This window comes from Sphingomonas sp. TREG-RG-20F-R18-01, from assembly GCF_022662475.1.
Lineage (GTDB): Bacteria > Pseudomonadota > Alphaproteobacteria > Sphingomonadales > Sphingomonadaceae > Sphingomonas.
On the sequence record NZ_JAKNQQ010000001.1, the window covers coordinates 320,736 to 344,119 of the forward strand.

General features: G+C 66.1%; 19 protein-coding genes, 1 tRNA gene and 1 pseudogene. 6 read left to right on the forward strand and 15 right to left on the reverse strand.

The genetic code is table 11. From position 1 onward, the window contains the following. Positions 1 to 3: 3 nt before the first annotated feature. From L8K25_RS01530 to L8K25_RS01540, 3 genes are all read right to left on the reverse strand, one after another. Positions 4 to 738: an N-formylglutamate amidohydrolase gene (locus L8K25_RS01530; RefSeq protein ID WP_242137169.1), complete on the reverse strand. Its 735-nt coding sequence runs from the start codon at positions 736 to 738 to the stop codon at positions 4 to 6. 202 nt (positions 739 to 940) lie between these two features. Next, positions 941 to 1,765 (reverse strand): 4-(cytidine 5'-diphospho)-2-C-methyl-D-erythritol kinase, encoded by an 825-nt coding sequence (locus L8K25_RS01535; RefSeq protein ID WP_242137170.1) that lies wholly within the window; start codon positions 1,763 to 1,765, stop codon positions 941 to 943. Between the two features lie 280 nt (positions 1,766 to 2,045). Then, entirely contained in the window at positions 2,046 to 3,689 is a 1,644-nt protein-coding gene (locus L8K25_RS01540) for an electron transfer flavoprotein-ubiquinone oxidoreductase (protein ID WP_242137868.1), read from the reverse strand. A gap of 156 nt (positions 3,690 to 3,845) precedes the next feature. Here L8K25_RS01540 and L8K25_RS01545 point away from each other — a divergent pair, with 156 nt between their 5' ends. The 3 genes from L8K25_RS01545 to moaB are packed head-to-tail and all read left to right on the forward strand — an operon-like array spanning position 3,846 to position 6,905. Beyond that, positions 3,846 to 4,601: a uracil-DNA glycosylase gene (locus L8K25_RS01545; protein ID WP_242137171.1), complete on the forward strand. Its 756-nt coding sequence runs from the start codon at positions 3,846 to 3,848 to the stop codon at positions 4,599 to 4,601. Beyond that, the gene (locus L8K25_RS01550; RefSeq protein WP_242137172.1) at positions 4,598 to 6,388 is read left to right on the forward strand and encodes a lytic transglycosylase domain-containing protein; all 1,791 of its coding nucleotides are present in this window, start codon (positions 4,598 to 4,600) and stop codon (positions 6,386 to 6,388) included. The genes L8K25_RS01545 and L8K25_RS01550 overlap by 4 nt, the downstream gene beginning before the upstream one ends. Further along, on the forward strand, positions 6,378 to 6,905 hold the full coding sequence (moaB, locus tag L8K25_RS01555; protein ID WP_242137173.1) for a molybdenum cofactor biosynthesis protein B: 528 nt from the start codon (positions 6,378 to 6,380) through the stop codon (positions 6,903 to 6,905). Before L8K25_RS01550 ends, moaB begins: the two co-directional genes overlap by 11 nt. Positions 6,906 to 7,034: 129 nt before the next feature. Here the strand turns inward: moaB and L8K25_RS01560 are convergent, their stop codons facing one another. The 9 genes from L8K25_RS01560 to L8K25_RS01600 form a co-directional block, all read right to left on the reverse strand. Beyond that, on the reverse strand, positions 7,035 to 9,251 hold the full coding sequence (locus tag L8K25_RS01560) for a fused MFS/spermidine synthase (protein WP_242137174.1): 2,217 nt from the start codon (positions 9,249 to 9,251) through the stop codon (positions 7,035 to 7,037). Beyond that, positions 9,235 to 9,783: a GNAT family N-acetyltransferase gene (locus L8K25_RS01565; protein WP_242137175.1), complete on the reverse strand. Its 549-nt coding sequence runs from the start codon at positions 9,781 to 9,783 to the stop codon at positions 9,235 to 9,237. Before L8K25_RS01565 ends, L8K25_RS01560 begins: the two co-directional genes overlap by 17 nt. Before the next feature lie 10 nt (positions 9,784 to 9,793). After that, a complete protein-coding gene (hemB, locus tag L8K25_RS01570) occupies positions 9,794 to 10,786 on the reverse strand; it encodes a porphobilinogen synthase (protein ID WP_242137176.1) in 993 nt (330 codons plus the stop codon). Positions 10,787 to 11,034: 248 nt separating this feature from the next. Continuing rightward, the gene (locus tag L8K25_RS01575) at positions 11,035 to 12,516 is read right to left on the reverse strand and encodes an MATE family efflux transporter (RefSeq protein ID WP_242137177.1); all 1,482 of its coding nucleotides are present in this window, start codon (positions 12,514 to 12,516) and stop codon (positions 11,035 to 11,037) included. Positions 12,517 to 12,652: 136 nt separating this feature from the next. After that, on the reverse strand, positions 12,653 to 15,463 hold the full coding sequence (locus tag L8K25_RS01580) for a valine--tRNA ligase (protein WP_242137178.1): 2,811 nt from the start codon (positions 15,461 to 15,463) through the stop codon (positions 12,653 to 12,655). Between the two features lie 84 nt (positions 15,464 to 15,547). Continuing rightward, a complete protein-coding gene (locus L8K25_RS01585) occupies positions 15,548 to 17,182 on the reverse strand; it encodes a histidine kinase famiy protein (protein ID WP_242137179.1) in 1,635 nt (544 codons plus the stop codon). A 64-nt stretch (positions 17,183 to 17,246) separates the two neighbouring features. Continuing rightward, a complete protein-coding gene (locus tag L8K25_RS01590) occupies positions 17,247 to 17,762 on the reverse strand; it encodes a DUF2497 domain-containing protein (protein ID WP_242137180.1) in 516 nt (171 codons plus the stop codon). Positions 17,763 to 17,823: 61 nt separating this feature from the next. Further along, positions 17,824 to 19,338: a TolC family outer membrane protein gene (locus L8K25_RS01595; RefSeq protein ID WP_242137181.1), complete on the reverse strand. Its 1,515-nt coding sequence runs from the start codon at positions 19,336 to 19,338 to the stop codon at positions 17,824 to 17,826. A 20-nt stretch (positions 19,339 to 19,358) separates the two neighbouring features. Next, positions 19,359 to 20,024: a protein-L-isoaspartate O-methyltransferase gene (locus L8K25_RS01600; protein ID WP_242137182.1), complete on the reverse strand. Its 666-nt coding sequence runs from the start codon at positions 20,022 to 20,024 to the stop codon at positions 19,359 to 19,361. 215 nt (positions 20,025 to 20,239) lie between these two features. On the opposite strand from L8K25_RS01600, the gene L8K25_RS01605 reads away from it, so the two are divergent. Next, positions 20,240 to 20,313 (forward strand) — tRNA-Cys (locus tag L8K25_RS01605). Positions 20,314 to 20,446: 133 nt separating this feature from the next. On the opposite strand, the pseudogene L8K25_RS22650 reads toward L8K25_RS01605, so the two are convergent. Next, positions 20,447 to 20,878, reverse strand: a pseudogene (locus tag L8K25_RS22650) ((deoxy)nucleoside triphosphate pyrophosphohydrolase). A gap of 60 nt (positions 20,879 to 20,938) precedes the next feature. Between L8K25_RS22650 and L8K25_RS01620 the strand changes: the two are divergent. Next, positions 20,939 to 21,121 (forward strand): Flp family type IVb pilin, encoded by a 183-nt coding sequence (locus tag L8K25_RS01620; protein WP_242137184.1) that lies wholly within the window; start codon positions 20,939 to 20,941, stop codon positions 21,119 to 21,121. A 134-nt stretch (positions 21,122 to 21,255) separates the two neighbouring features. Further along, entirely contained in the window at positions 21,256 to 21,423 is a 168-nt protein-coding gene (locus L8K25_RS01625; RefSeq protein ID WP_242137185.1) for a Flp family type IVb pilin, read from the forward strand. Between the two features lie 66 nt (positions 21,424 to 21,489). Here L8K25_RS01625 and L8K25_RS01630 read toward each other — a convergent pair whose 3' ends face one another. After that, on the reverse strand, positions 21,490 to 22,437 hold the full coding sequence (locus tag L8K25_RS01630) for an acetyl-CoA carboxylase carboxyltransferase subunit alpha (protein ID WP_242137186.1): 948 nt from the start codon (positions 22,435 to 22,437) through the stop codon (positions 21,490 to 21,492). 12 nt (positions 22,438 to 22,449) lie between these two features. Beyond that, a complete protein-coding gene (locus L8K25_RS01635) occupies positions 22,450 to 23,382 on the reverse strand; it encodes a tyrosine-type recombinase/integrase (RefSeq protein ID WP_242137869.1) in 933 nt (310 codons plus the stop codon). Between the last annotated feature and the right edge of the window lie 2 nt (positions 23,383 to 23,384).

A 23,384-nucleotide genomic window follows, 5' to 3' on the forward strand; every position in this document is an offset into this window, starting at 1 on the left:
CGCCTATGTCGCGAGAAGCCCCTCCGGCGCAAGTCTATTACGAATATCGCTAAGAATCGGGGCGAGAATGTCGTTCCAACGCCAAACGCCCTCGCCGTCTGCAATCAAGTCGTTGCGAATTTCGATCGCGATGCTGGCGATCCCCCGTGCCTCGCCGTGCCGGTTGAGCGTCGCGTTGAGCACCCGGCCCGAATAAGGCTCATTGTCCCCTACGACCAGCCCCTGCGCCGCCAGCAAGGGCAAGGCCAGGTCCGCCGCGCGTCGATCGCGGTTCGACAGGATGCCGATCTCCCACGGGCGCATTGGCCCATCCGCGGTTTCGAGTTGCGGCGTAAAGCTGTGGATCGACACGAGCAGCGTCGGCCGGATCGCGCGAATCCGTGCCTCGATCGCGCGATGATAGGGGCCGTACAGGCGCGCGATCCGCTCGAACCGATCGACCCCTTCGTTGCCGGGAATGGCATGGCCATCGCTCAGCGTCGGGATCAGCCCCGGATGGTCGGGCTGGCGATGGAGATCGATCACCAGTCGCGAGACCGTGGCCAGGATCGCCGGCGCGCCGAGTGTCACGGCCAGCGCCTCGGTCAACGGTGCGGCGCCGATATCCACGCCGATATGCTTGTCGAGCAACGCCGGCGCGACGCCGAGGTCGATGCCGGACGGCACCGCGTTCGAGGCGTGATCGCAGATCAGCAGGATGCCGCCGGGCTCCCCGTCAAGGATGCGCGCGACGGTCATTGGGGCGTGGGGGCGGCAAGGTTGCCCTTGCCGCCCCGCATCCAGGATGGCGCGCGGCCGAAACGCGGACCATCGATGGGCGTACCACGGGGGGCGGCGGACCCATCGTGCGTCCCAGCAGCAAGCACCGGGCCATTCCCGGATTTCCGACGATTCGGCCACATGGGCCGCGGAACGGGTCCCATTCCGATACGGAAAACCGTCACGCGAGTGCCGTTTCGAGACACCACCACGTAGGATGCGCAGCGCGGATCCGGGCCGTAGCGGCGGCGCGATCGGCTAGGGTCGCGTAGAGTGCAAAACACGTCGCGCCCGATCCCGACATGCGCGCCAGCACCGGAACGCCGTCGCTCAGCACCGCGAGCACAGCATCGATCTCGGGTGCCAGCGCGCGCGCAGGGGCTTCGAGATCGTTGCGCCCGGCAAGCGCGAGTGACAGCACGTCGCCATCGGGCATCCCGCCGCGATCGACCCCGTCCCATGCCTTGAACACCGCCGCCGTGGAAACCGCTACGCCCGGATTGACCAGCAGCGCCGGCATGCCGGTTGGCCCGTCGAGCGGGTCGAGCCGCTCGCCGCGTCCCTGCCCCAACGCGGTCCGCCCGAGCAGGCATGCCGGCACGTCGGACCCTAGGTCTGCCGCAAGGTCGAACAGGCGCGGATCATCGGTCGCGATGTCGTTCGCCCGCGCGAGCGCACGGAGCGCGGCGGCCGCATCTGCCGACCCACCGCCGATCCCCGAAGCGACCGGCAGATGCTTGTCGAGCGTGAAGGCGCCGCCGACGCTGGTCCCGAACCGCTCGGCAAAGCCGCGCGCTGCGCGCAGCACGAGATTGTCGCCCTCGCCCGACAGGCCAGCGGCGAACGGTCCGGTTATCGTCAGTGAAAGCGGACCAGGCGCGAGCGTCACCGTGTCGCCATCCGCCACGAAAGCGAACAGCGTCTCGAGTTCATGGTAGCCGTCCGCGCGGCGCGCGCGGACGTGGAGCGCGAGGTTGATCTTGGCGGGCGCACGTTCGGTGATCATCAAGGCCAGTCTTGCAAATTCCACTCCCCCGGCGAAGGACGGGGCTCAGTCGTGGCCGGTTTATGGTGATACGCACCGGGGATAACAACGGCTTTCAGGATCGGCCCCGCGCGCTGCGGGACCGCTTCAACGGGGGCTGGCCGTCACCCCGGCGCAGGCCCGGGCTGGCATGGTGGTGAAACACCCCTGACGATTCCAGCGCCCCATTGCACCGCCGCGCCCGGCTGACGACCGGGCCCCGGCCTCCGTCCGGATGGCGGCCGGCGCCGAGGAGAGCCCGTCACATGTTCGGATAGTTCGGCCCGCCGCCGCCTTCCGGCACCGTCCAGTTGATGTTCTGGGTCGGGTCCTTGATGTCGCACGTCTTGCAATGGACGCAGTTCTGCGCGTTGATGACGAACTTAGGGTTGCCCTCTTCCGCACCGACGATCTCATAGACACCCGCCGGGCAATAGCGCTGCGCCGGCTCGTCATACATCGGCAGGTCGTACTTCACCGGGATGTCGGGATCGGCGAGCTTGAGGTGAACCGGCTGGTTCTCCTCATGGTTCGTGTTCGAGATGAACACCGACGACAGCCGGTCGAAGGTCAGCACGCCATCGGGCTTGGGGTAGATGATCGGCTTGACCTGATCCTTGCGCCACAGCGTCTTGTGGTTGGCATGATGCTTCATCGTGAAGGGCATCTTCACTCCCCAGCTCTCCAGCCACATCGTCGCGTTGGCGAGGCCCGACCCGATGAGTTCGCCGAACTTCTCGACCAGCGGCACGACGTTGCGGACGACCGACAGCTCCTTCTTGACCCAGCTCTGCTCGAACGCAGCCGGGTATGCGGCCAGTTCGTCATGCGCGCGCTGCGAGGCGATCGCCTCGACCGCAGCTTCGGCGGCCATCATGCCCGACTTCATCGCGGTATGCGTGCCCTTGATGCGCGGGACGTTGAGGAACCCGGCCGAGCAGCCGATCAACGCGCCACCCGGGAACGCCAGCTTGGGGATCGACTGCAAGCCACCGTCGCTGATTGCGCGCGCGCCGTAGGAGACGCGCTTCGCCCCCTTGAGGATCTCGGCGATCGCGGGGTGCGTCTTCCAGCGCTGCATCTCATGGAACGGCGAAAGGTAGGGATTGGTATAGCTCAGCCACGTGACGAAGCCGAGCGCGACCTGGCCGTTCGCCTGATGGTAAAGGAAACCCCCGCCGTTCGAGCCCGGCGTCTCGTTGAGCGGCCAGCCCTGCGTATGGATCACGCGGCCGGGAACATGCTTGTCGGGCGCGATGTCCCACAATTCCTTGATGCCGATGCCGTACACCTGCGGCTGGCTGTCCTTGGCAAGATCGTATTTCGCGATGATCTGCTTCGACAGCGATCCGCGCGCGCCCTCGCTCAGGAAAGTGTACTTCGCGTGAATCTCGAGCCCGGGCGTATAGTCGCCCTTGTGCGAACCGTCGCGCGCGATCCCCATGTCGCCGGTTGCGACGCCCTTCACCGAGCCATCGTCGTTGTAGAGCACCTCGGCCGCGGCGAACCCGGGGAAGATCTCGACCCCGAGCTCCTCCGCCTGCCCCGCCAGCCAGCGGCACAGATTGGCTAGGCTGCCGGTGTAGGTGCCCTTGTTGTGCATGAAGCCCGGGGTGATGAAATGCGGCACCGCGGTCTTGCCACGCTTGGACAGCATCCAGTGCTGGTTGTCGGTCACCGGCACCTCGGCAAGCGGGCAGCCCATCGTGCGCCATTCGGGCAGCAGTTCGTCGAGCGATTTCGGGTCGATCACCGCACCCGACAGGATGTGCGCGCCGACTTCCGAGCCTTTCTCGAGGACGCATACCGACAATTCGATTTCACGTTCGGCCGCGACCTGTTTGAGGCGGATCGCGGCGGATAGGCCGGCAGGGCCCGCTCCGACGATCACAACGTCATAGGGCATCGACTCACGCTGGGTTTCAGTGTCGCTCAAGGTGTCTCTCCACTGCGGATAGGGCGGCGCGGTCTCGTCGCGCGCGCGGAACGTCCGGCCCCATCGCCATAAAAACCGAGTGCCAGTGAATTGACCTTCGCGTCAACATAGGACTCTAAGGAAGCCATGGGGGCAGACCAGAATATCGATTGGCAAATTGCGGTCGCGAGCACGCTCGACTGGTGGCGTGAGGCCGGAGTCGACACGCTTGCGGACGAGCTGCCGCGCGACTGGACCGCCGCCCCCGCCCCGGTCGTGCGCGAAACGAAGCGACGTGTCGTAGCGGAAGCCGCCGTACCGGTGGTGCAGGCGCTGCCCGCCACCATCGACGCCTTCGCGGCGTGGCGGACCGGACCGGACGCCCCTGAAGCAACATGGGCCGGATCGCCGATCGCTACGAGCGGCAATCCGCAATCGGCCATTATGGTGATCACCGACGTCCCCGATCGCGAGGATGCCGAATCGGGTACGCTGCTCAGCGGCGCGGCGGGTCGCCTGTTCGACCGGATGCTCGCGGCAATCGGGCGCGACCGGAACAGCGTATATGTCGTGCCGATGTGCACCATTCGACCGGTCGCCGGGCGGATTGCTCCCGAAATCGAGACGCGTTTGGGCGAGCTGATTCGGCATCATGTCGCAATAGTGGCACCGAAGCGGCTGTTTGTGCTAGGGAACGCGTCGAGCCGTGCGCTCACCGGGGCAGATGTGACGCGATCGCGAGGCAGTTTGCAGTTGGTTAATGTGGAAGTTGGACAATCCGGGGCATCGGTCGCGGTGGAGACGGTGGCGAGTTACCACCCGCGTCTCCTGCTCGAACGGCCTGCCGAAAAAGCGCGCGCCTGGAAGGATTTACAAATGCTGATCGCAGGGTTGGACGCATGAGCGGAAAAAAATTCCTGACGGTTGCGCTGGCGCTCGCCGGCACCGCCGTCTTCGCGCCGGAGGCCGCGCTCGCAGCGGGCGAACCCGCCGGTATCGAAACCAGTGTCGCCCGGCCCGCCATTCCGCCGCAGCTCGATCCGGAGCAGCGCGATGGCTATCGCGCGGTGTTCGCCGCGATCCGCGATCAGCGCTGGCTCGATGCCCAACTGGCGCTGGATTCGATGAAGCCGGGACCGCTCCACGCGATCGCGCGCGCCGAACTGGTGACGGCGAAGGGATCGCCCAAGGCCGATCTCGACCCGCTGCTCAAGCTGCTGGCCGATGCGCCGGAACTGCCCCAGGCGAAGCAGATCGCGACCATGGCCGCATCGCGTGGCGGGATCGGGCTGCCCCCGCTGCCCGAGGCCCGCGCGCTGATCTGGATCGACGGTGCGCCGGCGCGCAAACGGGCACGCAGCATCGTTGCGGGCGACATGACCGCCGCCGAACTTGCCATCAAGATGCAGCCGCTGGTCAAGGACGATCGTGGCGCGGAAGCACAGGCGTTGCTCGAATCGACCTACGGGCTTTCGCAGGACTCGATTACCGAGTGGCAGCGCAAGGTCGCGTGGATGTACTACCTCGCTGGCGACGACAATAACGCCCGAGCGATGGCTGCCAAGGCGTCCACCGGCTATGGCGACTTCGCGGTCGAGGCGATGTGGGTCGGAGCGCTGGCAGCGTGGCGGCAGCATGACTGCGTCGCCGCAGGTACCGCGTTCGAAAACGTCGCGGCCCGCGCGGGTGATACCGATCTGCGTTCGGCCGGGCTGTACTGGGCGGCGCGGGCGGACATGCAATGTGGGCGCCCGGACCGGGTCGAGGCACGGCTGAAGAACGCCGCGCAATATCGCGAGACCTTCTACGGCCTGCTTGCCCGCCAAGCGCTGGCGATCAAGGAAGCCCCACTTCCATCGAGCGCCAAGGCGTTTGCCGGTGACTGGCAGACGCTCGAGCGCCGTCCCAACGTTCGCGTAGCCGCTGCACTGGTCGAGATCGGTGAGACCGGCCTGGCTGACCAGGTTATCAAGCAGCAGGCTCGGATCGGCAATGCGGCGGAATATCCGGCACTCGTCCGGCTGACCTCCGCGCTCGACCTGCCGTCGACGCTGGTGTGGCTGTCGCATAACGGCCCGCTCGGCGCATCGCCGCCGCTCGAAGCGCGCTTCCCCTCGCCGAACTGGGCGCCCGACGGCGGCTGGCGCGTCGACAAGGCGCTGGTCTTCGCGCACGCACTCCAGGAGTCGCGCTTCAGGACCGATGTCGTGAGCAAGGCCGGGGCGTATGGCCTGATGCAGGTGATGCCGAGCGCCGCGACCGACATTGCGCGCAAGCAAGGGAGGGTCTTCGATCGCAGCGCCCTATCGCGCCCGGGCACCAATTTCGAGGTCGGCCAGAGCTATCTAGAGCAGCTGCGTGACCAGAGCTGCACCAATGGCCTGCTGCCGAAGGTGATCGCAGCGTATAACGCCGGGCCCGGCCCGGTGCAGCTGTGGAACTTGCAGGCCCGCGACGACGGTGACCCGCTGCTCTATATCGAATCGATCCCGTACTGGGAAACCCGTGGCTATGTCACGACCGTGCTGCGCAACTACTGGGTCTATGAAACGCAGACCGGCCGCAAGGCATCGGTTAGCCGCTCGGCGCTTGCGCAGGGTCTGTGGCCGCGCTTCCCGGGATTGCCCGGCGCCCCCGCGGTTCGTCTGAGCTCGAGCAATAGTCGTCAGGCGGTCGCCAGTGCCAATTGATTTCGACGCGCCGTTCACCCCGGTGCGCATCGCCGTGCTGACGGTCTCGGATACGCGCGGCCTGGCCGAGGATCGTTCGGGCGACACGCTGACGGCGCGTCTGAGCGAAGCCGGACATATCCTTGCCGATCGTGAAATCGTGAAGGACGACGTCGGGCTGATCATGGCGGTATTGCACCGCTGGATCGACGACGAGACGATCGATTGCGTCATCACCTCCGGCGGCACCGGCGTGACCGGCCGCGACGTGACACCCGAGGCAGTCGAGCGGATCGCCGAGAAGATGATCCCCGGCTTCGGCGAACTGTTCCGCTGGCTCAGCTTCAAGTCGATCGGGACGTCGACCGTTCAGTCGCGAGCGTGCGCCTGCGTCACCCGCGGGACCTATATCTTCGCGCTGCCCGGGTCGACCGGCGCGGTGAAGGACGGTTGGGACGGAATTCTCAAGGACCAGCTCGACAGCCGCCACAAGCCCTGCAATTTCGTCGAACTGATGCCGCGCCTGCGCGAACGGTAATGGCGCCCATGTGGCGCTCAGGCCTTGTGATGGGGGCGCCCGAATGGCGGTATCATGGGCGTGCCGGCCAGGCCACGGTGGATCCCGGGACAGGCCCTGCATGACGATGGTTCGGGTACAGCCGTCCCCCTAGAGCCCCTTCACCAGCGGCAGGATGGTCGAATAGCCATCGGTCCACGGCACGAACCCACTGCGACCGCGCGCCGGCAGCCAGCCGCGGCCGCGGGCCTGCAATAAGCGGATCGTCGCCGGATCGCGCGACAGTGCGATCCATTGCGACATGGTGGCCGCATCGCGCACCGGCTTTGACGGCATGTAGAACAGCGTCACCGCCTGCCATCCGCCCGCCTTCGCCGCCGCGGCCACGACCGGCTCGAGGTCGAGGAAACGGTTGGAGATATGCACCAGCAGCACCCCGCGGGGGGACAGCACGCGTGCATAGCTGGCAAACGCCTCGCGCGTCAGCAGATGCATCGGCACCGAGTCGGACGAGAAGGCGTCCAGCGCGAGCAGGTCGAGCGAAGCCTCCTTCGCGCCCGCCAGGCTCAGCCGCGCATCGCCGAGCACGATCGTCGGATCGGGGAGGCACCGCGACAGGAAGCTGAACTGGCCGGTATCGCGCGCGATCCGTACGATCGCAGGATCGATCTCGTAGAACTGCCAGTGCTGCCCAGGCCGCGCGTAACAGGCCAGCGTGCCCGTCCCGAGCCCAACCACCCCCACGCGGGCGCCCGGACCGTAGAGCGTCGGCAACGCCTGCATCGCCTGCCCGACTCCGGACCCCGGCACGTAATACGCGGTCGGCGTGCGTTCGCGCGCGGGTGAGCCGCGCAGCTGCGTGCCGTGGACGGTCGTGCCGTGCGCCAGCTGCCGCTCGGTCGCCGAGCCGTGGACGGTATAGACCCCGAAATAGCTGCGTGTGCGCGCCAGCGGCTCGAGCGAGATCGCGATCGCCTGATAGCCGCCGAACGCCACCAGCGCCCCGAACAGCGCGATCCCGAACGCAACTGGCGTCCCGATCGTGAGCACGCCCACCGCGACGATCACCAGCAGCACGACTTGCTGGAGCGACGACGGCGAGTCGGTAGTCCCGGCATTGCCGAGCATGATGAAGACCGCCACGATCATGATCGCAGCGACCGCAAGGACCAGTATTCGCCGCCGCGCCGGATCGGTCGCCCACAGCCATCGTAGCGGCGCGAGCAGATAAGCGTGCGGCGTGAGCACGCCCGCGGCAAGGATCAGGATCGGGTATTCATATGTCCAGTCGAATAGCAGCGGTGCGACCAGCGCACTGAACACGCCGCCCAGCGCCCCCCCGAACGCCATCGCGAGATAAAAACCGGTGAGCCGGTCCGGCGCGGGCCGCAGTCGATACAGGCCGGTGTGAAGCGACACCGACACGAGGAACAACAACGCCAGCGCCATGATCGCGCCGAGATACGGCAACCCTGGCATGCCCCCGACCAGTATCCCGCCGAACAGCAGGATCGCGATCGGCGCGATCCGCGTCTGGATATCCGCGGCGGTGCGATCCTGCGCAAACGCGATCGTGAAGCTCAGCAGATACAGCCCGAGCGGGATCACCCACAACAGCGGCATCGCGACGATGTCGGTGGTGATATAGGTCGAGGTCGCCAGCATCAGCCCGGACGGCACGAACGCGAGCAGGATCCAGTGCGCGACGCGGCGACGGCCCGGCGGCGGGGATGTTACCGGGGACGCCGCCTGCAACGGACGATCGCGTGGAAGCGTAGCGGCACAAAGCGCCACCAGCAGCCCGACGAGAATATAGCCGCTGCTCCACAACAATCGCTGACCCACCAGCGCCATGGTCGGTTCGACCAGCAGCGGATAGGCGAGCAGGCCGACGAAACTGCCGAGATTGGACGCGGCGTACAACGCATAGGGGTCCTGCCCGCGTCGCGACAGGCTGAACCAGCGCTGCAGCAGCGGCGACTGCGCCGAAACGGCGAAGAACAACGGTCCGATCGACAGCACCAGCAGCCACGGCACCCAGAGTGCGGGCAGCGCCTTGGGCCCGGGCTGCATCGCGCCGAGCCCGATCGGCAACCATAGCGCGGCAAGCAGCAGGACGCCCAAGTGCACCCGCCCCTGCAACCGGGGTTCGAGCCGGCCGAGCCAATGCGCATAGGCATAACCGCCGAGCAGCAGCGCCTGGTAGACCAGCATCGCCGAGTTCCACACCGCCGGTGCGCCGCCGAGACGCGGCAAGGCCATCCGCGCGACCATCGGCTGGACCAGAAACAACAGGAACGCACTCGACAGGATCGTCAGGACGAACAGCGGACGAACCAGGCCGCCGCGGCTAGGCGATAGGGTCATTCAGCGGCCGATCGATACGATACTGGATGTGGCGCTTGAGCGGACTGTCGTCGGCCACCAGCGGATGATCGAAATCGCCATCGGCGATCCGGTGCATTCCGAGGCGCTCCATCAAGCCCCAGCTTGCCGCATTGTCGGGTACCGTGATCGCCACGACCTGAGCGGCTGGCAGGTTCGCCCATGCCCAGTCGAGCGTCGCCGACGCCGCCTCACGCGCGTACCCCTGTCCCCAATACGCCTGCGAGAAGCGCCATCCGATCTCGAGCAGGCCTTCGATCGGCGTATCGGGTGCGCCGGGCTTGAGCCCGCAGATCCCGAGCATCGCTCCGTCGGAGCGTCGCTCGACGACCCAGAAGGCGAAGCCATGCTCGGCCTGCGACGCGGTCATACGCGCCATCATGGCGTCCAGCGCGGCTTCGCCCACGACCGGAAGCAGGTAGCGCATCACGGCGGGATCGCGGCATTGCGCCCACAGGGAAATCCGGTCGCGGTCCTCGACCGGGCGCAGGATCAGCCGTTCGGTTTCGATCACGCAGGTCGCCTCATGCGCCGAGCAGCCGCGCCGCGTGCGCGGCGTGATAGGTCAGCACGCCCGACGTTCCCGCGCGCTTGAACGCCATCAGGCTTTCCAGCACCATCGCATCGCGGTCCGCCGCCCCGGCTGCGACCGCAGCCTCGATCATCGCGTATTCGCCCGAGACTTGGTAAGCAAAAACAGGGACTTGGAACTCGGATTTGACGCGCAGAATGATGTCGAGATAGGGCATTCCCGGCTTCACCATCACGCTGTCCGCCCCCTCCGCCAGATCGAGCGCGACCTCGCGCAGCGCTTCCTCGGCATTGGCCGAGTCCATCTGATAGGTCTTCTTGTCGCCTTTCAGCAGCCCGCGGCTACCCACCGCATCGCGGAACGGGCCGTAGAACGCGCTCGCATATTTGGCGGCGTAGGACATGATCTGGACGTTGTGGTGTCCGCCATTCTCCAGCGCGTCGCGGATCGCACCGATCCGGCCGTCCATCATGTCCGATGGCGCGATGATGTCCGACCCCGCCTCGGCCTGGGTCAGTGCCTGGCCGACCAGCGCCTCGGACGTGATGTCGTTGACGACATAGCCTGCCGCGTCGACCAGTCCGTCATGGCCATGCGTGGTGTAGGGATCGAGCGCGACGTCGGTCAGCACGCCGACCTCGGGTACCGCATCCTTGAGCGCGTGGATCGCACGGCACATCAGGTTGTCGGGGTTGAGCGCTTCGCGCCCATCGTCGGTGCGCAGATGCGCAGGGGTGTTCGGGAACAATGCGATACACGGAATACCGAGATCCCGCGCTTCGCGCCCGCGCGCGACGATCCCGTCGATCGACCAGCGCGACACGCCCGGAAGCGACGCGATCGGATCCTCCACGCCTTGCCCCTCGGCAATGAACAGCGGCCAGATCAGGTCGGCTGGGGTCAGCACGGTTTCGGCGTAGAGTCGCCGACTCCAGCTGCTGGCGCGGGTACGACGGAGGCGGAGGGCTGGATAGGATGCGGTCATGGGCTGCGTTCTGGAACTTCGCTGGGGGTCGCGCAAGGGTTAGAAGGTGCGCACTCTGACGCCGCAGGTTGTCCCGTTCTCGTCACCCCGGCGAAGGCCGGGGCCGCCATGGTGCAACGCGCTACCGGCGATACCGCACGTCGTCGCCCCGCCGCGCCCGGTCAACCACACGGCCCGGCCTTCGCCGGGGTGACGGGCGGAGTTTGCATTGCTCCCAAGCCCGACACCTCGCCCGCCCGGCACCCCGCTCACCCCGCCGGGTGCAACCGCCCGCCTGGTTCCGCCGGGTTCTGGCTCTGCTCGTTCGCTTCGGCGGAGGGCACCGCAAGCTTCTGCCTGCGCCATCCACCAAAACGGTAATAGCCTGACGCCATCACGAAGTTTGCAACCGACCCGAGCGGAAAACTCCACCACAAGGCATCGGCCCCCCATGCCGGCTGGAACGCCAGCGCAAACCCCAGCCGTACCGGATACATGGCGATGAACAGCATCGTCAGCGGTGCCCACACCGCGCCGTTCGCGCGGACCGTGGAGAACAGCACCATCGTCATGCCGAAGATGATGAAGTTCCAGCTCGCCAACACCTGGATATGTCGCGCGATCGGGAGCGCAGCGCTCTCGCCGCCCAAGAACAACAGCATCACCGGTCGGTCGAAGGCGATGATCGCGATCACCATCGTCGTCGTCAGCAGCGCGCTGAACACCAGCCCGGACATGGTGATGCGGTCCACTCGGTCCCATTGTCCCGCACCGATATTCTGCGCCGCCATGCTGCTCACCGCCGCGCCGACCGCAAGCGCCGGCATCTGGATATAGCCCCACAATTGCATCGAGATGCCGTACGCGGCGGTGGTATCGACGCCGTAGCGGTTGACCAGCCCGGTCATCGTCAGCGCGGCCACCGAAACGACCAGCATCTGCGCACCCATCGGCAAGCCCTTGAGCAGGATCGTCCGCGCCAATGCCGCCGACGGGATCAGATAGGCGACTTCCGCCCCGCGTAAGCGGATCGGCAAGTCCCGGCGGTAAATGAACGCCAGCAGCCCGAGCGAGGCAACATGCACCGCGATCAACGTCGCCACTGCCGACCCCGCGATCCCCATCCGTGGCATGCCGAACAGCCCGCGGATGAACACCGGGTTCAGCCCGCTGTCGAGCAACACGCTCAGCCCCGTGAAATAGAGCGGCGTCACCGAATCGCCGACTCCGCGCAGCGCCATGCCGAGCAGCACCAGCAGCATCGTCGCGGGCAGCCCGAGGAAGATCACGCGCAGATAGGCGAGTGCAAGTGGCTGGACGGTTGGCGGGGTGGCAAGGCTGGCCAGGATTTCGGGCGAGAAGATCCAGCCGAGCACCGCAATCACGACCGCGCCTGCCATCACGAGCCCGATCGACGCCCCGAACGCGCGCCGCGCGGCTACGATATCGCGCCGCCCGATCGACTGTCCGATCAGGATCGTCGCCGCCATGCCGAAGCCGAAGACGGCGGCGAACATCAGGAACATGATCGTATTGGCGTTGGCGGTCGCCGCGACCGCCCCTTCGCCGAGGAAACGCCCGACCCAGATCGTATTGATCGACCCGTTGAGCGATTGCAGGATATTCGAGCCGAGCGTCGGCAGCGCGAACGCGAGCAGCGTCGTCGCGATCGGTCCGGTGGTGAGGTCGCGCTTGCGTGCGCCCCGCGACGCGGTCGGTGGAGGGCTGGTCCTGTCGGCTACGTCGCTCACATGCCCTCCGTTCATCCTCGTGCGGGAGGACATTTGCCGTCGGCCCGGCGCAGGCCGGAGCCGCCACGTTATGTTCCGCAACAGCCGTTGCTCGACCAACATGGCAGCCCCGGCCTTCGCCGGGGTGACGAAGGATTTATCCTAAACGCGCCAATGCCGCGCTCAGACGCTCGGCCTCGGCGGCTTTTTCGGCGTGGTCGGCCCGCGCCTTCTCGACCGCTTCCGGCTTGGCGCGTTCGACAAAGCTCGGGTTGCCGAGCCGCCCGGCCAGCGCATCACGCTCCTTGGCCGCCGCTTCGATTCCCTTGGTCAGGCGCGCACGCTCGGCATCGAGGTCGATCACGCCCGCCAACGGCAAGACGAACGTCGCCTCGTCGACGACGACCTGTACCGCGCCGCCCGCCGGAGCATCGCCCGTCGCCAGGTCGATCCGTGCCAGCCGCGCGATCACGCTCGCCTGCCGGTCGAGTCGCGCCAGCGTTTCCGGCCCAGCATCGCGGACATGCACCGGCATCCGCGTCCCCGGCGCGACGTTGAGCTCGGTCCGCGCCGCGCGGACCTCGCCGATTAGCCGGATCAGCCAGTCGATCTCCTGGCTCGCCGCGGGATCGAGCGACCGCGCATCCGCGATGGGCCAGTGCGCGACGATCAGGTTGGTCTCGCGCGGACCCATCGCGTTCCACAACTCTTCGGTGATGAAGGGCATGAACGGGTGGAGCAGCACGAGAATCTGGTCGATCACCCAACCCGCGACCGCGCGGGTCTCGTCGGCGTCAGCGCCGGTGGCGGGTGCATCCATCTGGCCGAGGACGGGCTTGATCAGCTCGAGATACCAGTCGCAGAAGCGGCTCCACACGAACTGATAGACCGCATTCGCGGCGCCATCGAAACGCAGGTCGGCGAGTGCGAGGTCGACCGCCTGCACCGTAGTGATGGTCTCTGCGATGATCCATTTGTTGACCGCCAGGGCTGCGACCGGCGCGTCGAGCATCTTGCTCGCACCGATGCCGTTGCCCTGCGCGAAACGGCAGGCGTTCCACAGCTTGGTCGCGAAGTTGCGATAGCCCTCGACCCGCTTCTCATCCATCTTGATGTCGCGGCCCTGGCTCTCCATCGCCGCCATGAAGAAGCGCAGCGCATCTGCGCCATACTGGTCGATCAGGCCGAGCGGGTTGACGACGTTGCCCTTGGATTTGGACATCTTCGCGCCGTCTGCTGCGCGGACAAGTCCGTGCAAGTACAGGGTCTTGAACGGCACATCGCCCATGAAGTGCAAACCCTGCATCATCATCCGGGCGTCCCAGAAGAACAGGATGTCGAAGCCCGAAATGAGCACGTCATTGGGGTAGCGGCCGTGGAGCTTGTCCCTTAGCCCCTCCCCTTCAGGGGAGGGGTTGGGGTGGGGCCGTGCAGCTAGCGTCGTGCTCTGCGAGGCATCCCCCACCCCTGGCCCCTCCCCTGAAGGGGAGGGGTAAGAGGGAGAAGAAGAGCCGTCCCAGCCGAGCGTCGCGAACGGCCACAGCGCGGACGAGAACCACGTGTCGAGCACGTCATTGTCCTGCCGCAGCGCAACGCCCGCGCCTGCCTGCGCCTGAGCCTCAGTCTCGCTCATCGCAACGAACACCGACCCGTCCTCGGCGAACCACGCCGGAATCCGATGCCCCCACCACAGCTGCCGCGAGACGCACCACGGCTGGATGTTCTCCATCCAGTTGAAGAACGTCTTCTCCCACGTCTTGGGCACGAGCTTGATCGCGCCCGAGCGCACCGCCTCGATCGCGGGCTTCGCCAGCGTCGCGGCATCGACATACCATTGGTCGGTCAGCCACGGCTCGATCACCACGCCCGAGCGATCGCCGTACGGCGTCTGGATCGTGCGCGGCTCGGCGTCGTGCTCGGCACTGTCCTTGTCGACGTGCGGGATGAGGAACCCTTCCGCCTTCAACCGCGCGACGACCGCCTTGCGCGCTTCCGCGGTGGTCAGGCCGAGGAACGCGTCCGGGATCAACCCGTCGGACACCTGCACGACCTGTGCCTTGGCATCGAGCATGTTGAGCATCGTGCCCGCCGCCATGCCAGCGCGCTTGCCGACTTCGAAATCGTTGAAGTCATGCCCCGGCGTGATCTTGACCGCGCCCGACCCGAGCTCCGGATCGGCATGGTCGTCGGTGATGATCGGGATCAGTCGCCCGGTGATCGGCAACCGCACCTGCTTGCCGACCAGCGCGGTATAGCGCTCGTCCGCAGCATTCACTGCGACTGCCATGTCGGCGAGCATCGTCTCGGGCCGCGTCGTCGCGACCTCGATGAACCCCGAACCGTCCGCCAGCGGATAGCGCAAATGCCAGAAGCTGCCCTTGATCTCGCGCGTCTCGACCTCGAGGTCGCTGATCGCGGTGCCGAGACCCGGATCCCAGTTCACCAGCCGCTTGTCGCGGTACAGCAAGCCATCGCGATGCAGGTCGACGAACACCTTGAGGACGGCCTTGGAAAAGCCCTCGTCCATCGTGAAGCGTTCGTTCGCCCAGTCCATCGAGCAGCCGAGCCGGCGGAGCTGCTGCGTGATCTCGCCGCCGCTCTCTTCCTTCCACGCCCAGACCTTGTCGACGAACTGCTCGCGCGTGAAGTCGGTGCGCTTCTGCGGCGGGTTGAGCGCGCCCATCTGCCGCTCGACCACCATCTGCGTCGCGATCCCTGCGTGATCGGTGCCGACCACCCACAAGGCGTCTTTGCCCTTCAGCCGCGCGTGGCGCGTCAGGATGTCCTGGAGCGTATTGTCGAGCGCGTGCCCGATGTGGAGCGACCCCGTCACGTTGGGCGGCGGGTTGACGATCGTCCACGGCTCGGCGCCCGGACGGTCGGGCCGGAACTGGCCGGTCGCCTCCCAATGCGCATACCAGCGCTGCTCGATTTCGGCGGGGTCGAAGGTTTTGGGAAGTTCGCTCATGATGCCATCGGCTTTAGCCGGGCATGCGCAAAAAGAAAGGGCGGCCCCCGCCGGGACCGCCCTTTTCCCTTTGTGACGGCCGGCTCAGGCCGTGCCGTGCACCTCTGCCTGCGGCATGGCGCCGGGCCGATCGATCAATGCGCGGACCCGCGCCTCCAGGTCACCGCTGCGATAGGGTTTGCGCAACAGTTCGAAGCTCTTGCTACTCTCGTCGATCGCATCGTCGGCGTACCCGGTGGTCAATAGCACCTTGATGCCCGGATAGTCGTTGCGCACCTGCCGAGCGAGCTCGACCCCGTTCATGCCACCGGGCATCACGATGTCGCTGAACAGCAACTTGAAGGCATGGTCGCTCCGCAGAACGTCCAAGGCGGTTCTGGCGTTCGATACCTGAACCACATGGTATCCGTGCATCTCGAGCAGCGCCTTGCCCAGCGATGCCACCTCCGGCTGGTCCTCCACCATCAGGATGCGAACCCCTTGCGCTTCGGTCGAGACACGAACCGTCGATCCGGGCCGCTCGACCGCACCACTGGCGCGCGGGAAATAGAGCGTGAGCTTCGCGCCGCCGTCCGCAAGGTTGGTTGCCGCCACCGTCCCGCCCGACTGCCGCATGAACCCATAGACCATCGCCAGGCCAAGCCCGGTTCCCTTGCCCACCTCCTTGGTCGAGAAGAACGGATCGAACACGCGATCGATGACCGCGCCGTCGATCCCCGGCCCGGTATCGGTGATCGTCAGCTCGACATATTCTCCGGGTTCCAGCTTCCCGGGGAGATCGCCATCGGCAGGCAGCGCGACGTTACGGGTCGCCAAGGTGATCGTGCCATCGTCGCCGCTGGCATCGCGCGCGTTGGACACGATGTTCAGCATTGCCATCTCGGCCTGCACCGGGTCGACCCGGGCATTCCATAATTCGGGCTGGAGCTGATACCGGACGGTCATATCGCCCGCCGTCCGCTTGAGCACAGCGCCGAAGTCCATGATCAACGTATTCATATTGAGCAGGCGGTCACGCAATTCCTGCTTCCGGGCAAAGGCCAGCAGTTGCTGCGTCAACGTCGCCCCTCGCTGCGCCGCCGCGCCGATCGCCTCGACGGCGCGCGACGCCGCCCGATCCCTCGGATCGACCCGCGCGCCGAGCATGTCGATATAGCCGATGATGACTTGTAACAAATTGTTGAAGTCGTGCGCGATCCCTCCGGTCAGCTGGCCGACCGCCTCCATCTTCTGCGCTTCGTGCAGGGCCTCTTCCGCCTCGCGGCGGCGGGACACGTCAAGCTGGCTTGCGAAGAAGTAGATCAGGGCGCCAGCCTCGTCGAACACCGGCGAAATGAACAGCGCGTTCCAGAAGGTCGAACCGTTCTTCCGGTAATTCAGGATCTCGACCGACACTTCCTCCCGCCGCTCGATCGCCCGGCGAACCTGTTCGACCACGCTCCGGTCGGTTTCGGGGCCCTGCAGAAACCGACAGTTCACGCCAATGATTTCGGCATCCGAATAGCCCGTCATCCGCCGGAACGCTTCGTTGCAAAAGATGACGGGATTGTCGGTGCGGTGCGGATCCGTCACCACCATCGGCATCCGTGTCGTCTTTACCGCCGCGAAAAAGATATCGTTGGGGGTATCGTCGGGATTTGTCGCAGCAGCGCTGGGCGGCGCAGGCACAAGGGCGTTTTCATCCCGCAGATCGAACGCGGATTTGTCGGTGGCACTCATTTGTCAACAAACTCGACCGGTTCGTGCCGGTTCCGCTTTCGGCAACCGACCCGTCCAGAATCCCTTACTTACCCGTGATTCGATCGATTTCGCGCGCGACCATCGCTTCGACCATATGCGGTAGATTGGCGTCGAGCCATTCCCGCAGCATCGGCCGGAGCATCTCCCGCACCATCGCTTCCAGCGTATCGCTTCCGGCGACTTCAGGCTTCACGATCAGCCGGGACAAGGTATCGAGCGGACCGCGCGTCGCGGCGGCGGTATGCTTCGAAAGGATCGCGTCGGCGGTTGCCGGCCGCGGGATCGGCCCGGCCATCGCGGGATCTTGGTCCGTTTCCGGTGCGGGGGAAGACGCCGTTCGCTCGGACGACAGCGCCGGTGGGGCGGGTCGCGGCATCATCGGCGGCACCGCAACCGGCGGTGTATCGGCAGGATCCCGCAACTCGAGGATTTCTTCGCGCTCGGGCGCGTCTGGCTCGGACCGCCGGGGCACCGTGCGCTCGGGGCGTTTGGTCCGGCCGGGCGTGGAGTCACTTTCCTCTGCGATGATGCGTTTGATCGACGAAAGGATGTCCTCCATCGACGGTTCCCCGCTCAAATCCCCCATCGAAAATCCTCGCGAAATAAACGCACACGCCGCGTCAACGGTTCTTCGTCTGATCACCTGCGGTAATCGGCGCACTTCTGTCAACAGGCGCCGAGTCGAGCATCGGGTCGAGCGCGCGCGTCACGAGCGCATTCTGCGCTGGCGTGTCGGTGGTGCGCGTCCCGGTCACCGGGGGGTTCGGCTCCGATCCATAGTCCCAGATCTTGCCCCGCACACTGTTGTAATGCTTGACCGGATCGTACAGCGGGCCGCCGTCGAGCCCGAGATCGCGCGCTTCCGCTTGCCCCATCGACGCGAGCAGGGCGAAGCCGGCGACATAGGCGTCGCGCCGTGCGGTCACCAACGTCACCTGCGAGTTCAGCAGTTCCTGTTCCGCATTCAGTATGTCCAGGATGGTGCGGTTCCCCACGCTGTTTTCGGCCCGCACGCCTTCCAGCGACAGTTTGTTGGCGTTGACCGCCACTTCGCTCGACGCGATCACCTCGAGCGAGGATTTCCAGACGGCGTAGGCCGAGCGGGCTTGGGCGATGACGGCGCGCTCCGTTTCGGTCAGCCGCTCGATCGATTGCAGGCGCGCGTCCTGCGCCTGGCGGATCTGTGCCGCCGGCCGGCCACCCTGGTATAAGGGCATGGTCAGGCCCAACCCGACGGTAGCCGCAGTCCCGGTCTGGCCGATCGCCACCCCCGTCCCCGATCCGAGCGATCCCAGATAATTGTAGTAATTGCCACCCACGTTGGCGCTGATGCGCGGCAACCGGTTCGCGCGGGCGACGCCGATATCGTAACCGGTGGCGTCGCGCTCCTTGGCGGCAGCAAGCAGCGTTGGGTTGTTCTTGAGCGCGACCGTTACCGCGCTGTCCGGATCGGCCGGAAGGTTGGGCAGTGCGGGCGGCAGATCGAGCCGGCCGGGCACTGCGCCGACCAGACGGATATAACTCTCGCGACTGGAGATGAGGCTGGCCTGCGCCGATTGCAGCTGGCTGCGCGCCAGCGCGAGCCGCGCTTCCGACTGGGCGACGTCGGTCCGGGTAAGATCGCCCACCTGGAACCGATCGCGACTGGCCTGCAGGTTGACGTCGAGCACGCGGACGTTTTGCGTATTCAGACCGACGATCGCTTCGTCGCGGATCACGTCCATGTACGCACCGACCACGGACGAAAACAGATTGGACTCGGTTCCCCGTAGCCCGAGTTGACCACCCTCGACCCGCGTCTCCGCCGCCCGGACCCCGTTGCGCACCGCGCCGCCGGCATACAAGGGCACGGACAAGCTCGCGGTCGCGGACCCACTCCGGTCGGGCGAGACGAAGCTGTTGGCGGCCTTGACGACGTTCTCGGTGTACGTGCTTTGCAACTGCACCGAGGGCAGGCCCTGCGACCGGGCGATCGGCACGTTTTCGTCGATCGCCCGAAGGTTCGCCCGCTGCGCGGCCAGCGTCGGGTTGCTGGTATAGGCCTTGACCAAAGCGTCGCGCAGCGTCTCCGCCGACAGCGGGGCCGCCATTACCATCAATACTGCAGAGCCGCTCAGAAAGGAAAGAAATCGCATCGTAAGCGGCTCTTCTCTAGTCAGAAAGTGAAGGAACGTGGGCTGGAGAACCCGGGCAGCGGGACGCAATCGATGTCGGCGAAATCGAGCAACGCAAAGCCGCCCGCCGTACGACGCCCGGCGGCGAGCCGCGTGACGCCGCGATCGATCAGGCCACCGACGATCCGCCCCCCGATGACGAGCTGATCCACCAGCACCTGCGGGACGCTGTCCACCGCGCCATCGATCACGAGCACGTCATAGGGCGCGCCGGCGGCATGTCCCGCCTGCAGCGGCGCATCGACCAGCGTGACATTGCCATGGTCCGCCAACGCCGGGCGCGCGATGTCGAGCAGGGCCGGATCGCTTTCGACCGCGACGACCGACGCCACCAGCGCCGCCAGCACAGCGGCGGTATAGCCACCCGCCGCACCGATCAGCAGGGCGCGATCCGTCGGACGCAATTCCGCCTGGGTCAGCAATCGCCCGGTTGCGATCGGGACATTCTGCGCGCGGCCGTGCGACAAGGGGACCGCGGTATCGCGGTACGCCAGATCGGCGACGGCCGGCGGCAGGAAGGCCTCGCGCGGGACGAGATCCATCGCCGCCACCACGCGCGCGTCGCTCACCGCATTGGTCCGCAACTGGCTCGCCACCATCGCATGACGCATCGCCGTCATATCCTGCCCACGCAAATCGATATTCATGATGCCACCCTCGTCGCGTCACTGTTATAGTCACGCAATACACTTACCGTCAATGCACAGCTTCTATCTTGCGTCGTCCAGTTCGCCAAGCGAGCGCTCAACCCATTTTTGCCGTGTCGCCTGCTTTGGGTAAACAGCACGTTAACCGACTTCACCTTTTTTTGTGGCGCAAGAGTTGACAGCGCCGCCGTCCGCTTGCATCTGCGCCGCTCTCCGGCCCGATGGCGGAGTGGTGACGTAGAGGACTGCAAATCCTCGCACCCGGGTTCGATTCCCGGTCGGGCCTCCAGACTTTCGCCTTTCTCGCGCCGGTCCACTCTTGTTCAGATGGGCCGGGCGTGGCCTGAGGCACCGTCGCGGCACTTCCCGCTGACGTGTGAAATCCAAATATCGAGCCAGCCCGCACTTCACCGGGATCGGCGTTATCCCGTCGCCGCCAGCGCCGTCTCCAGCATGGCAATGAACGGAACGTCCGCCGGCGGCATCGCCAGCCCGCGCAACGCCGACGGAGGATGCCACGCGAGCGCGCTCGCTTCGAGCGGTCGGGGCGCGCCGGTCCAAACGCGGCACAGGTAAAGCAGCAACAGGAGATGCTAATCGGCCAGATCGACACTGGCGAAGGTCAGCGGCTCCAGATCCGCCGGATCCACGCCCACGTCCAGTTCTTCGCGCAGCTCGCGGACCAGCGCGCGCTCGGGCGCCTCACCCGGTTCGACCTTGCCACCGGGAAATTCCCAGAGCCCTGCCAGCGCCTTTCCCTCCGGTCGCTGCTGGACGAGTACCCGCCCGTGATCGTCCACGAGGCCGGCGGCGACGACGAACAACAGGGGTTTTGCAATGGCTTGTTTAGGCATTCGGTAACGCTCTCCCTGTATCGCTGGTTCGAATGGACACGGCCCGGAGGCGTTGCCGACATGATCGTCGGATTGATTAAACGACTGCTGGCCGACCGTACCGCCGGCACCGCAATCGAATACGGACTGATCGCCGCGCTGGTCGTGATCGCAATGATCGCGGCACTGATGCAGCTCGCCAACGTGACCACTGGCATGTGGAACCGTGTCGGCGTCGCCGTGACCGCAGTTCCCGTGACCTGAACCAACGGGAACATTCAGTAAAAAACTTCGCCGCTTTAAACCTTTTTCAACCCTGCAACCCGTAAAACTCCTCGTGTTGGTCCGGCGCACCGGTCCGACCGGGTACTGAAGCTTATCAACGGAGACCGGAAATCATGAAGACCGTCCGCAACCTTATCAAGAATTCGAAGGGCGCAACGGCGATCGAATACGGCCTGATCGCCGCACTCATCGCAGTCGCAGCCATCACCGCCATGTCGGGTCTGGGCAGCAAGCTCACGACCACCTTCAACAACGTCAACACCGCCATGAAGGCCACGTAAGACCATTACGTGACGCTTTGAGAATGGCAGAGGCGGCGGAACTTCGGTTCCGCCGCCTTTTCCTTGTTACAGGCGTCCGATCGCCAGAAACTTCTCGCGCCGCATCCGCCGCAATTCCGGCGCACCATGCCCGACCAGCCGGGTCAGCGCGGCATCGATCGCATCGCCCAGCGCGGCGATCGCCCCGGTCGGGTCGCGCTGCGCGCCGCCGAGCGGTTCCGGAACGATGGCATCGATGACGCCGAGCGCCTTGAGATCCTGCGCGGTCACCTTCATCGCCTCGGCCGCGTCCGCCGCCTTGTCGGCGGTGCGCCACAGAATCGATGCGCACCCCTCGGGCGAGATCACCGAATAAACAGCGTGCTCGAACATCAGCACCGCATTACCCGCGGCAAGCGCGATCGCGCCGCCGGAGCCGCCCTCGCCGACCACCGCCGCGACCATCGGCACACCCAGCGCAAGGCACTGTTCCGTCGACCGCGCGATCGCCTCGGCCTGGCCGCGCTCCTCGGCCTGGATTCCCGGGAACGCCCCGGACGTATCGACCAGAGTCACCACCGGCAGCCCGAACCGGTCGGCCAACTGCATCAACCGGATCGCCTTGCGATACCCCTCGGGCTTGCCCATGCCGAAATTGTGGCGAAGGCGACTTGTGGTGTCGTCCCCCTTCTCATGCCCGATCACCAGCACGCGGCGCCCGCGAAACGTCGCAAATCCCCCGAGAATCGCCTGGTCGTCGCCAAAGGCGCGGTCGCCTGCCAGTGGCATCCAGTCGTCAAACAGGCCGGCGACATAATCCTTGAAATGCGGCCGCTCGCCGTGGCGGGCGACTTGCGTCTTTTGCCAGGGCGTCAGTTTCGCATAGGTATCGCGCAGCAGTTTGTCCGACTTCGCCTGCAACCGCGCGATTTCCGCGCTGAGGTCGACGGTCCCATCGGCTGCGGTCTCGCGCAACTCATCGATCTTGCCCTGAAGCTCTGCGATCGGTTTTTCGAAATCTAGGAAGCTTGCCATAAGCCCGCGCGGTTAGGCTTCAGGCGTCTTCGCGTCAACGCGGCGTGTGGTGTCGGCAAGCGGATGACGGGCGTTGACCAGCGCAACCAGATGGCTCGCGTCGACGTGGGTGTAGATTTCGGTCGTCGCGATATCGGCGTGCCCCAGCATCGCCTGCAACGCGCGCAGATCGGCGCCGCCAGCGAGCAGATGCGTCGCGAAAGCGTGGCGCAGGACGTGCGGGCTGACCCGGTCGGGCGGGATACCGGCCTCCGCGGCCAGGCGCTTCAACAGCTGATATAGCCGAATTCGGCTCAAATGCGTCTTGCCGGACGGAAACAGCCAAGCGCTCTCCACCGCCACCTGCTGCCGCCAGAGCACAACCGCAGCGCGCGCACGATCCGACAGCGGGACCAGTCGCTCCTTGCCGCCCTTGCCGCGCAGGATCAGATACGGGCGATCGGACGCGATCGCGCGGCGCGGCAACGAGACCAGCTCGGTCGCGCGCAGGCCCGAGCCATATAATAATTCGACCAGCGCCGCGAGACGGAGATCCTTGGGATCGGGCGGATCGCGCGCGATCCGCTGTGCGATCGCCGCGAACAGCCGATCGACGTCGGCATGGTCGAGCACCTTGGGCAACCCGCGGGACGCGCCGGGGCGCGGCAGGGCGTTTCCCGGATCGTCCGTCCGATGCCCCTCTTCCGCAAGGAACGCGAAAAAACGTCGCAGCGCCGCCGATTTTCGGGCGACACTCGCCTTCGACAGATCAAGCCAGACCGTCGCGACGCGCGCCAGATCATCGGGGGATGCCTGCACCAGCCGCCCCCCGAGCACGCCCGAGGCGAGCAACAGGTCGCTCCGATACGCGGCAACGGTGTTCTTCGCGGCCCCCGCGTCCGCCGTCATCATTTCGAGAAACCGTTCGATCAGCGCGCGATCCTCGCCGGTATCGCCCGGGATCATGG